10 protein-coding genes and 1 pseudogene are annotated in these 10,975 nt (G+C 69.7%); 2 read left to right on the forward strand and 9 right to left on the reverse strand.

The features are described 5' to 3' along the window. Window positions 1-75: 75 nt before the first annotated feature. From EES48_RS07200 to EES48_RS07230, 6 genes are all read right to left on the reverse strand, one after another. Window positions 76-303 (reverse strand): DUF6894 family protein, encoded by a 228-nt coding sequence (locus EES48_RS07200; RefSeq protein ID WP_122465668.1) that lies wholly within the window; start codon window positions 301-303, stop codon window positions 76-78. Window positions 304-336: 33 nt separating this feature from the next. Next, window positions 337-831, reverse strand: a complete 495-nt coding sequence (locus tag EES48_RS07205) for a Crp/Fnr family transcriptional regulator (RefSeq protein WP_162998069.1) — start codon at window positions 829-831, stop codon at window positions 337-339. 1,084 nt (window positions 832-1,915) lie between these two features. Continuing rightward, window positions 1,916-3,670, reverse strand: a complete 1,755-nt coding sequence (locus EES48_RS07210) for an ATP-binding protein (protein WP_240623255.1) — start codon at window positions 3,668-3,670, stop codon at window positions 1,916-1,918. Continuing rightward, window positions 3,667-4,239 (reverse strand): TOL_0243 family YfiR-like periplasmic protein, encoded by a 573-nt coding sequence (locus EES48_RS07215; protein WP_122465670.1) that lies wholly within the window; start codon window positions 4,237-4,239, stop codon window positions 3,667-3,669. Before EES48_RS07215 ends, EES48_RS07210 begins: the two co-directional genes overlap by 4 nt. Then, the gene (locus EES48_RS07220; RefSeq protein ID WP_122465671.1) at window positions 4,240-6,243 is read right to left on the reverse strand and encodes a TOL_0244 family TonB-dependent receptor; all 2,004 of its coding nucleotides are present in this window, start codon (window positions 6,241-6,243) and stop codon (window positions 4,240-4,242) included. 407 nt (window positions 6,244-6,650) lie between these two features. Beyond that, window positions 6,651-7,451: an SDR family NAD(P)-dependent oxidoreductase gene (locus EES48_RS07230; protein ID WP_122465673.1), complete on the reverse strand. Its 801-nt coding sequence runs from the start codon at window positions 7,449-7,451 to the stop codon at window positions 6,651-6,653. Between the two features lie 130 nt (window positions 7,452-7,581). Here EES48_RS07230 and EES48_RS07235 point away from each other — a divergent pair, with 130 nt between their 5' ends. After that, complete coding sequence (locus EES48_RS07235; RefSeq protein WP_122465674.1) at window positions 7,582-8,151, forward strand: SRPBCC family protein; 570 nt, start codon at window positions 7,582-7,584, stop codon at window positions 8,149-8,151. Window positions 8,152-8,173: 22 nt separating this feature from the next. Beyond that, entirely contained in the window at window positions 8,174-9,346 is a 1,173-nt protein-coding gene (locus EES48_RS07240) for a zinc-dependent alcohol dehydrogenase (protein WP_122465675.1), read from the forward strand. Between the two features lie 139 nt (window positions 9,347-9,485). Here EES48_RS07240 and nadE read toward each other — a convergent pair. The 3 genes and pseudogenes from nadE to EES48_RS07255 form a co-directional block, all read right to left on the reverse strand. Next, window positions 9,486-9,803 (reverse strand): annotated as a pseudogene (gene nadE / locus EES48_RS07245) (NAD(+) synthase); the annotation flags it as partial. A 34-nt stretch (window positions 9,804-9,837) separates the two neighbouring features. Beyond that, a complete protein-coding gene (locus tag EES48_RS15305; RefSeq protein WP_420807944.1) occupies window positions 9,838-10,038 on the reverse strand; it encodes an NAD-dependent epimerase/dehydratase family protein in 201 nt (66 codons plus the stop codon). Between the two features lie 125 nt (window positions 10,039-10,163). Then, a partial coding sequence (locus EES48_RS07255; RefSeq protein WP_162998070.1) for a mechanosensitive ion channel occupies window positions 10,164-10,975 on the reverse strand: 812 nt, incomplete at its 5' end.

The following is a 10,975-nucleotide window of genomic DNA, read 5'->3' on the forward strand; positions in this document are numbered from 1 at the left end:
GCTTCCGCCGGCCGCCTTCCCGTTCCCGCGAGTCAGCCCCTGTCAGACAACGAACCCAGCGCCCCGCCCTCTCGGTCATCCGGCGGTCTCGGCCTGGACCACGAGGCGGCCCACCAGCATGCGATCGGCGTCGAACACCTCGACCGAGAACCGGCCATCGCGCCAGAGTTCGGATCGCGACTCCACAAGTTCGCTCAGGAGTCGCTGGGCCGAGCGGCGGGCCGCGTCATCGTCCGACAGCATCTCCCCCACCTCGTCGGTGAGCAGGGATCCGTCCGGGAGATCGAAGAAATAGCGGGGCATGTCTGCACAAGCAGACGCACGCCGGACGGTTCCCTAGGCCCTCGTAAGCCCAACCGAGGCGACCTTGGCCCGCAGCATGGCGTAGCATTCGCACGTCTGGCGCTCGAGCCCCACGCGATCGTGGATACGGATCGCGCCGCGCGAATAGGGGCTCAGCTTCAGCGCCTTGAGGCGGTGAGCCAGCTCGCTGACGGTGGAGCGCTGGACGCCCAACAGCCGCGCCAATTCCTCCTGGGTGAAGTTGACGCGTCCGTCGTCGCTCAGGTCGTCCGCGGTGAGGAGCCAGCGGGCCAGACGCTGTGGGGCCTGGTGCAGGGCCTTGCAGGCGCCGGCCTGCGCCGCCTGAGCCTGATAGAGATCGGTAAGTTCGAGCTGCCGCGCCTTGATGGTCAGCCGGTCGCGGCTGAGGGCGCGGCGTATCGGCGCCGCGACGAGAGCGTCGCCGGAGGCCCGCACCACCACCTCCCAGGTGCTTGCGGCGCCGGCCAGGAAGGGCGCCAGCCCCGTCAGGCCTTCGCGTCCGACCACCGCCGTCTCGAGCGTCCGACCGTCGGAGAAGCGGATCTGACTGGCGAACTGGGCGTCGAGCGGGAAGTGAACCTCCGTGACCGGCGCGCCCTGCTCGATGACGACCTGCTCGGCGCGAACCGCGACCGGACGCAGCAGAGGCCGGATGGCCGCCTCGTCGCCGGCCGAGTGGAGCGGCTTGGCTTATCCTGACGCGCCGACGACCCTGTCGCCAGCCCTGGCGAACCGTTCCCGCCGGCCGACGCCGACGGCTTCCCCCTACCCTTGCGCGGGACGTGACGGAGGCCGGCGCGGTCCTATTTGGCCTTTGACTGGGCCGCCGGGGCCGGGGCGGCCGTCTTCAGACTGGGCTGGGAGGCGTTCTGCTTCGGAGGCCCCGCCTTCTTCGACCTGCCTTTGGACTCCTTCATGACATGCCGTCCTTTCCTGTAAGCCGACTCTCTACCATGCGCCCTCATCCACAATGAGGCCGTCGGGAGCTGACCCGGCGAAAGGCGTTCAGGATGGCTCGGCAAGGCCGGAAGTCGGCGTGGGTCCGGAGCCCGCCCGCCGGTTTCGGCCCTCCGGCTCTCCGGCAACTCCCGCCGCTCTGGTCACGGGCCGCTATTCAGTCCAAGGCTCGAGACGTCGCCCGGTTGCGCCCCCCGCACCTGACCCGGACAAGTCCTCGCGGCAGATCCAGCCGCCGGGCAGGGGCCCCCTCAGCAAGCAATCCCGTCCGACCAGCGCGTGCGCCTGAGTCCGATAGCCGACCCATGCAGCCCCTCGGGGCGCCGGGTGTTTATCCCTCGCCTGTCGGGCATGAGGTGGGCGGGGGATCGCCGAAGTCACGCGTGGATTCGGCGATCCCCCGCTCCCCGACCTCCGCCGAATCTGGCGGGTTTCAGCTCGTTCCGCCTTCGGTGTCCGCCTTGGCGCGCCCGTTAGGGACACGTCCGTGGCGCCCCGCGACGCTTGCGGCCGCCCCAACGGTCGATAGGGGTCGCCCCCGAAGACGGCCCGAGAGCCGGCGGCGGGAGGGACGCGACCGCGGGGGGGCGGCGCAGGTTGTCCGGTTCGGCTCAGGCTCCAACGACCGCTCGGCTCAGTTCTTGGGCCTCAGGGCCTGTTCGAGGGCGGCCCGGAGCTCAGGGAGCCGGTAGGGTTTGGGCAGGAGGCTCAGCCCTTCCGACCGGGCCGCCTCGGCGGCCTGGCTGAAGCCCGTCGTCAGCAGCACCGGCAGATGCGGATAGTGGTCCCGCACATGCTGGGCCAGCTGGCGTCCGTCCAGGGTCCCCGGCATCACCATGTCCGAGAAGACGAGGCGGAAGGCCTGATCTTCCGCGAGGACGGCGATGGCCTCCTCGGCCGACATCGCCCGGCGAGCGCTGAGGCCGAGATCCTGGACCATCTGAATGACCACCGCCGCCACGCCGTCATCGTCCTCGACCAGGAGAAGGCGACCGCCCTCGTCCAGGAGGGGCGCGGCGGCCTCCGCGTCGGCGGGCGCCTCGCCCGCGGAGCGGGCGCTCTTGGGCAGGCACAGGCTGATGCGTGTCCCCTCACCGGGACGACTGTTGATATCCGTGCGGCCGCCGGACGACCGCGCGAAGCCGTACACCTGGCTTAGGCCCAGCCCCGTGCCCGATCCGACGCCCTTGGTCGTGAAGAAGGGTTCGAAGACCCGCTCCACCACCTCGGGAGACATGCCGACCCCGGTATCCGTCACCGCCAGACAGACATGGTCGAGCGGAAAGGACGAGGTGGGCTCCCCCGGAACATTGCGGGCGCTGACGACCAGACGGCCCCCGGCGGGCATGGCGTCGCGGGCGTTTACGGCGAGATTGATCAGGGCGACCTCGAGCTCGCCGGCGTCCACCTCAACGGGCCACAGGTCGGCGGGGGCGTCGAACGTGACCTCGATATCCTCGCGCAGGGACCGCTCGAGAAGCAGGCGCATGCCCTCGATCCGGGCCCCGAGATCGACCACCTCGGGCTTGAGCGCGGATCGCCGGGAGAAGGCGAGGAGCTGGCGCGTGAGCCCGGCGCCCCGGTCCACCGCCTGGCGGATACCGGCCTTCAGCCTGTCGCGCTTCTTGGGGTCCGAGGTGCGGTCGAGCAGATCCAGGCCTCCCGAGGTGATCATAAGCAGATTGTTGAAGTCGTGGGCTATGCCGCCGGTCAGCTGTCCCAGCGCCTCCATCTTCTGGCTTTGTCGCAGGGCCTCCTCGGCCCGGGCCCGCTCCTCCATCTCCGTGTGCAGCCGGGCGTTGGCCCCCGCCAGGTCTTGCGCCTGCCGGCCGAGCTCGCCGTTGGCCCGGCGCAGCGCGGCCTGGGCCGCCCCCAGGACAATCATCGCCAGGGCCGCCATCCCGATGAGCAGGGCCACGCCGCCGTAGCGCGCCAGCCTGCGCGCGACAGGCTCGCTCCCCATCTCCAGCCGGACCTGGCCGAGCCGGGCCCCGGCCTCCACCACGGGCGAGGCGACCCTGACCGATCCTTCCCGCGACGGCGTTTCGCCGGCCTGAAGACGGGGAGCGGGAGGCGACGCGCCGTCCCGCGACAGATGGGCCACCCGCTCGCCCCGTTCGTCATAGACGCCGACGGACAGAACCTCCGGGTTCCTCGCCATGGCCCGGACATAGGCCTGGGCGGTGTCGGCGTCGTCGAAGGCCAGGGGCGCGGCCACCGAGGCCGCCAGGATCTCGGCCTGAACCTGGGCCTCGCGCACCTTCTGGTCCCGATAGTGACGCTCGCTCATCACCGCGAGAACGAGCCCGCCCAGGACAAGCGCCGCCAGGGTGGCGGTGACCAGCCGCGGCGTGCGCCCCGTCGACAGTCCTTCCACGGCGCCGGTCACGACCGACCTCCGCGGACCGTGAGGGCCAGGGACAGCAGGCGCGAATTGACCGCCAGGCCGGCGTCGCGCGCGGCGTCGTTGTCGATGTGGAACCGGACGCGATCCCGGGCGATGGCGAAGTCGATCAGGCCGCGCACGGCGGGATCGGCGGCGTCGGTGACGGTCAGGACCGGTCGCGACGCCAGGGCCGCCAGAAGCTCCCGGCGCGCGGCCGCCTCCAGCCCCCCGAGATAGACGATGTGGCAGCCGGACCGGGCCTCCGCGGAGCTGACCCGTCGCGCCAGCACCCGCCGTCCGGAGATCAGCTGACCGGCCACCGCCTCGTCCAGCCGCCGCCCGAACGGGTCGCGGCCGGCCACGCAGATGACGATCGGGCTGCCGGGCGAGGCGAAGGCAGAGCCGGGCCAGTCCACGAAGGCGGCGAAACGGACCAGATAGTTGGCCTTGACGGGATATTCGAGGGACTGGGCGTGCGCCGCCCCCGCCGCGAGGACCACCCACAGGCCGACCCACGCCGCCAGCAGGGGCGCGTTCGGCGACACAAACCCGAGGCGGCGCCCGGCGGACATCTAGAATCGCGCCCGCAGGGAAGCGGTGAGGCTGCGCCCGATGTTGCGGGCCCGGCCGGGGTCTCCGGACTCACGATGGTCACGGTCCAGCAGATTGGCGCCGGTCACCGCCACCTCCAGGGCGTCGGTCAGTCGCCAGCCCAGCCGCACGTCCGCCTCCACATAGGATGGGACGGCGGCCAGGCCGTCCACCGCCCTGAGCCGGACATCGAGCTCCAGGCGATCGGTGAGGTCAGCCTGGGTTCCCAGCAAAAGCTGATAATCCGGATCGTCGCCGACCGAGACGAGACCGGTGATGTCGAGCACACCGGGCTTGACCTCGAAGTCCTTGGTGAGGGTGGCGAGGCCGGCGTTCACGCGCCACGACGGGGTGATGGCGTAGACGCCCCACGCCTCCAGGCCCCAGCTGGCGCCCCGCCCGCCGTTGTCGAACCGCAGGGGAAACACGGTCTCGGGATCGATCGTCACCGTCCGCAGGTCGTCGTAGCGATTGTAGAAGACCGAGACCGACAGGCTTCCCCGCGGATGAGGGGGCGTCCGGTAGCCGATCTCATAGGCGACCAGGTCCTCGGCCCGGAAATCGCCGGGCTCAAGAAAGCCCGGTTGGGTCAGCCGCCGCTCGATGCGGTTCGGCGAGCGGGTGGCGCGCGACACCGCCCCCCAGACCAGGGAGCCGCCGGGCGGCGTCCAGGCGAGCCGCGCGCTGGGCAGGAGCACCGCTCCCGACAGGCTGTTGTCCTCGAACTTGGCGCCCAGGGTCAAAATCACATTCGACGCCAGACTGATCTGGTCCTGGGCGAAAACGGACCCGAGCCGCACCGTCTCGCGGGGGGGATCGAGGAAGGCCTCGGTGGAGGCGATCAGCTCGGTGTCGATCTGGCGCAGGTTTCCACCGACGACCAGACGATGGCGCGCGCCCAGGTCCAGGGCGTGCTGCAGAGAGAGATCGACCGTATCGGCGGTCTCGCGCGTCCCCGGGCTCGCGCGCTCCACCCGGTCGTAATAGGCCTGGAGCTGCAAGGCCGCTCCATCGGCGAAGACGCGGCTCCACCCGCCCGTGACATTGCCGCCCGCGATTCCGACCTGGCCGACCGCCTCATGGTCGAAGACATCGGCCTGCAGGCTCAGGCTGTCGGGGCCCCCGGTCCAGTCCAGGCGCATCCCCGCCCGCAGTCCCGAGAGGCCGTCCCCGGCTTCGGCCCCGTCGGCGAGGAGACTCTCGCCGCGGTCGAAGCCGCTCACATAGGCGCGCCAGCCGCCCGCCTCTCCCAGGCGACCGCCGTGGCGAAACGTCAGCACGGCGTCCTCCGTCCCCGCCGCGGCGTCCACGACCAGGCCCTGGGTGTCCTGCGCCGAACGGGTGATGATATTGATCACGCCGTTGACCGCGTTCGCGCCATAAAGGGCGCCGCCGGGACCGCTGATCACCTCGATCCGGGCGATATCCATGAGCGGCAGATGCCGTTCGTCCCAGAACACGCCGGAGTGGAGCTGGGAGTAGACGCTGCGGCCGTCGATCAGGACCAGGAGCTTGTTGGCCGTCTCATAGCCGTTGAAGCCCCGGGCGCTGATGGCGTAGTCGCCGGCGTTGACGCGCTGGACCTGGAGATTGGGGGCCAAGCGCAGGACCTCGGGCAGGCTGGTGGCCCCGGAGCGCCGGATATCCTCCGCCGTGATCACGAAGACGGCAGCCGCGGCATGGCTCAGCGCCTCGGGCCGGCGTGTGACCGAGGTGACCTCGACCATGGCCAGCTCCTCCAGCGACAGCTCGGTCAGGTCGCGCGGCGCCGGGAGCCGGGCCAGGGCGGCGTCGTCCGGCACGACAGATTCGCCCGCCAGCACCGGCGAGCCCGACAGGACGACGCCGGCCGCCGCAAGGCCCGCGGCGGCCCGAACCCAGCCTCCGGAGCCGCCGGCGCGCGGGGCCAGACGACCGGCCTCCCCGGCCACGGCGGCCTGCGCCGACATTCCGTGATCGGACTGATCGACGTCCATGGTCGCCATCCCCCCTTTTCGTCTGCAGAGTCGCGATAGACCGACTCGGTTCCCGTACGTCAGCTGCCGGACATAAGCACACGCGCCGCCGAAACCCATTCCTCCCCGCAACGGCTGAGGATGCGCAGGTCGAGGCCAAGACGTCGAGGCAAGGACGGGGACCGCCGCCGCGCGCGCCGAAGCCCAAAGCGGCCGAGCAAAACCTCAGTGTCCGCGTCGGGATTCAAGCCGGGCGCCATGGCGGCGCTCAAGGGCGCCCTCCCGCCTCGGACTTTCATGGGCCTCTCCTGCTCGCCGTGACGGCGCGCCGACCCCCCGGTTTCCATCCCGGTTTCTGAGTCGCAGCCTCGACCCTGATCGGGCCGGGCCCGCCCCGGGCCCGTCGCGCCAGCGCCACCCGCCCCCGCCATACGATCCTAGGGTGCCTCGCCGCCCGAGCCCGGCTCGGCCATCTTGCGATGCCGCTCCGCCAGGAGGGTCTGGGGGGTCACGGCGGCGGCGGCCGCCTGGAGCTTGTTCTTCAGCCCCGCCACGACGTCGCCGTCGCAGCGCTTGAGCGCCTCGTAACCGATCCGGGCGACTTTGGCGGGATGCATCTTCTTGTCGTCCTGCCCGACCTGTGTGTCCATCAGGCCCGCACGCTCGAAGAACTCCGTATCGGTCACGCCCGGCATTAGGCAGGTCACGACCACGCCGCTGTCCTTGAGTTCATTTCTAAGGGCGAAGGAGAAGCTGTCCAAGAAGGCCTTGCTGGCGTTGTAGACGGCCTGAAAGGCGCCCGGCATGAAGCCCGCGATCGACCCGGTGAACAGGATGCGGCCTTCGCCCGCCTCCCGCATGCGCCGGCCGACCTGCTGGGCCAGTCGCACCGTTCCCGTCACATTGGTGTTGATCACGTGCAGAACCTCGTCGAAATCCTGATCGAGGAAGCCCCGGCCGAGTCCATGGCCGGCGTTGGCGGCCAGGATGGCGACCGGACGGTCGCCTATGCGCGCCACGAGGGCGTCGACGCCCTCCTTGGTCGCCAGGTCGACCTCGAGGGTCTCCACCTGCGCACCCGACGCCTCCAGGCCCTCGCGCGCCTCGTCGAGCGGTCGGTCGGCGGCGAGGACCAGCGCATATCCGTCCTCGGCCATCAGCCGGGCCAGCTCGTAGCCGATGCCCGAAGATGCGCCCGTCACCACGGCGAGGCCGGGGCCGGTGTTGCGATCGTCCATGTCTCATCTCCCGCGGTTGGATGGGCAACCGTCGCCCCGCCCGGCTGTTCCGGGCTTCTATCGGAGACCGGACCGATGGGAACGAGTCGGGCCGGGGGTGGTTGTCAGGTGACTCTGAACCGGAGGCCCCATGTCCCAGACCCCGCCGTCCACCGACGCCGACGTCCATTCCGCCGCCTTTCTCGACCAGGACCGTGTCGAGGGCGAGCACGAGGCCGCGAGCGTGCGCGCGGCGATGATAAATCGCCCGCGTGAGGAGCTCTACGCCTACTGGCGGGACCTCTCGAACCTGCCGGCCTTCATGGAGAATGTGAAGTCGGTGGAGGCGCTCAGCCAGGACCGATCGACCTGGACGATCGCCGGTCCCGCCGGGATCGACGTCGAGCTCACCAGCGAGATCACCGAGGATCGCCCCGGCGAATATATCGCCTGGACGGCGACCGAGGAGTCCGACGTCGACCATGAAGGCTGGATCGAGTTCCGCGACAACGCCTTCGGCCGCGGCACCGAGGTCCGGCTCTTCATCAGCTACGATCCGCCTGCCGGAGTGATCGGGAAGCTGGCCGCCAAGGTCATGCAGCGGGAACCGCGCATCCAGGCCCGGCGTGACCTGCGGCGCTTCAAACAGCTGATGGAAACGGGCGAGATACCCACCTCCCAGGCGCCCGACGCCGCCCCGCGCGCTGACCGTCACCTCTGAACATCACGACAAGGATTCGCCCATGCGCGCCCTCACCTGGCACGGCAAACACAATGTCCAAGTCGACACCGTGCCCGACCCCCAGATCGTCAATCCCCGTGACGCCATCATCAAGGTGACCTCCACCGCCATCTGCGGCTCGGACCTGCATCTGTACGACAGCATGATCCCGTCCATGTCGAACGGCGACATCCTGGGCCACGAGTTCATGGGGGTGGTCGAGGAGGTCGGGTCCCGCTCGACCCTCAAGGTGGGCCAAAGGGTGGTGGTGCCCTTCGTCATCGCCTGCGGCTCCTGCTTCTTCTGCGGCAAGCAGCAGTACTCGGCCTGCGACAACTCCAATCCCGCCGACAAGTCCGATCTGTCGGAGGTCGCCTACGGCTATCCGGCCGCCGGACTGTTCGGCTATTCCCATCTGACCGGGGGCTATGCCGGCGGCCAGGCCGAATACGCCCGCATTCCCTATTCCGACGTCGGCCCGCTCGTCATCCCGGACGGGATCGAGGACGAGAAGGTGCTCTTCCTCACCGACATTTTTCCAACGGGCTGGATGGCGGCCGAGAACGCCGAGATCGAGCCGGGAGACACGGTGGCGGTGTGGGGATGCGGACCCGTCGGGCTGTTCGCCATCAAGAGCTGTCTGCTTCAGGGCGCGGGCCGGGTGATCGCCATCGATCATCTGCCGCGCCGGCTTGAACTGGCCAAGGCGAACGGCGCCGAAGTCCTCAACTACCATGAGGTCAAGGTGCGCGAGGCGCTGACCGAGATGACGGCCGGGATCGGCCCCGACGCCTGTATCGACGCCGTCGGCATGGAGGCCCACGGCTTTTCTCCGGATAATATCCTCGACGCGGTCAAACAGGAGACGAAGCTCGGGACCGACCGCCAGCATGTCCTGCGCGAGACCATCATGGCCTGCCGCAAGGGCGGCCGGGTCTCGGTGCCCGGAGTCTATGGAGGGATCGGCGACAAGCTGCCTATCGGCGCCTTCATGCAGAAGGGCCTGACGATCAAGACCGGCCAGACCCATGTGCAGAAGTACCTGCCAAAGCTGCTCGATCTCATCCTGGAGGGCCGCCTCGACACCACCGACCTGATCAGCCACATCCTGCCGCTCGAGCGGGCCGCGGAAGGCTACAAGAACTTCCACGACAATCCCAACGAATGGACGAAGGTGGTCCTCAAGCCCCATTGAGGGGGTGGCCGGGTCCGGGGCGGGCCCGGCCGCTCACATCCGCCCAGGCCGGGCGACCGCAGGGGCGAATGCCCCCTCACCGAGGGTATTGAGCGCCCGCCCGTGATCGGTCGCGCCGCCGACTGTCCGCTCGGGCGGGTCAATCCGGGACGTTGGCCTCGAGTTCGTCCAGCCACACTCGCGCCGTGGCGTCTGACGGCGCGCGCCAGTCGCCGCGCGGCGACAGCGAGCCGCCGGTCACCACCTTGGGCCCGTTCGGTACGGCCGAGCGCTTGAACTGGCTGGCCTGGAAGAAACGGACCAGGAATTTCCGCAGCCAGGTCTTTATCGTGCCGAGGTCATACGCGACCTTCTCGTCCTCGGGCGTGCCGGCCGGCCAGTCGCCGCGCGAGGCGTCCTTCCACGCCTGATGCGCCAGCCAGGCGACCTTGGACGGCGTCATGCCGTAGCGGGTGATGATCAGGCCCGCGAAGTGGACCACGGCCCCGATTTCATGAAGCAGCAGGCACGCCTCCACGGCGGCGGTGTCGCGGACGTCGCCAACCACCAGCGGCCCCCATTTGGCCGTTGGACAGGTCGTCGAACACCACGGGCCGATAGCCCGCGCCGGCCAGGGCCTTGCAGGCATGGGATCCGATGAAGCCGGCCCCACCGGTCACCAGAACCTTTTCCGGACTATTTTCGTGTTTCATGGGCGCCTCCTGACCACGGCAAGCGCACCTGATCGGGAGTGTTCCAAAGTCTGACTTCGGTCACAGAAAAGGAGCGGCCCGACGGGCCGCTCCTGGATTGCCTTCTTTCTTCTAAGAGTCTGAAATCAGACCTTGTCCATCGGCGGGCGGGGGCTGGAGCCGCCTGACTTGCGCGTCACCTTGTCCGCCCAGGTCTGGGCCACGCGACCGGCGGCGTCGCGACCGCCCAGGCCGAAGGCCAGGGCCGTGGCCACCGCCGCCGCGCCCAGAATCAGGGCGAAGGCGATCAGCACGATCTCGTCGGCGATGCCCATGAAGCTGAGGCCCATAGCCGTGGCCAGGGCGATGGTCGCCCAGCGCACGATGATCGAGGCGAAGCGGTCGGCGCCGCCCGTTCCCCGATCGATGGCGTTGGCCAGGAGGTCGCCGATGATCACCCCGGCGGCGATGATCACGCCCCCGACGATCACCTGAACCGCCAGGCCCAGCACGGTCTCGACCATCTCGGCGATGGTGGCGAACTGAAGGACATGCGCGGCCTCGACCACGAAGAAGGCGACGATGGCCGCCATCACCAGCCAGCCGACAACCCTGGATGGGGTCGTCCGGGCCGGAACGCCCGCGCCGCCCATGGCCGCGGCGGTCGCCGGGGTGACGTCACCGGCATAGGGCTGGGTCGAGGGCGGCGGCTCGGTGGTGGAGCGGGCCGACGACAGATTGGCCAGGCTCTGGATCGACCGGTCGAACCCGGTGGCGGGCAGGACACGTTCGATCAGCTGCGCGACCCAGCGGCCGATGAACCAGCCGATGGCCAGCAGGATGGCGGCGACGATGACGCGGGGAATGGCCGCCAGCACCATGGTCAGCACGGCCACGGCCGGAACGGTGAGCGATTCGATGCTCAGCTGCTCGAGCGCGGCGATGGTGATGGGGATGA

The organism is Brevundimonas lutea (assembly GCF_003704105.1).
Classification (GTDB): domain Bacteria; phylum Pseudomonadota; class Alphaproteobacteria; order Caulobacterales; family Caulobacteraceae; genus Brevundimonas; species Brevundimonas lutea.

What these genes read in the sequence shown, in the direction of transcription:
- EES48_RS07200 (WP_122465668.1), bottom strand. Translation starts at nt 303, where the DNA reads ATGCCCCGCTATTTCTTCGATCTCCCGGACGGATCCCTGCTCACCGAC.
- EES48_RS07215 (WP_122465670.1), bottom strand. Translation starts at nt 4,239, where the DNA reads ATGTCCGCCGGGCGCCGCCTCGGGTTTGTGTCGCCGAACGCGCCCCTG.
- EES48_RS07220 (WP_122465671.1), bottom strand. Translation starts at nt 6,243, where the DNA reads ATGGCGACCATGGACGTCGATCAGTCCGATCACGGAATGTCGGCGCAG.
- EES48_RS07230 (WP_122465673.1), bottom strand. Translation starts at nt 7,451, where the DNA reads ATGGACGATCGCAACACCGGCCCCGGCCTCGCCGTGGTGACGGGCGCA.
- EES48_RS07235 (WP_122465674.1), top strand. Translation starts at nt 7,582, where the DNA reads ATGTCCCAGACCCCGCCGTCCACCGACGCCGACGTCCATTCCGCCGCC.
- EES48_RS07240 (WP_122465675.1), top strand. Translation starts at nt 8,174, where the DNA reads ATGCGCGCCCTCACCTGGCACGGCAAACACAATGTCCAAGTCGACACC.
- EES48_RS15305 (WP_420807944.1), bottom strand. Translation starts at nt 10,038, where the DNA reads ATGAAACACGAAAATAGTCCGGAAAAGGTTCTGGTGACCGGTGGGGCC.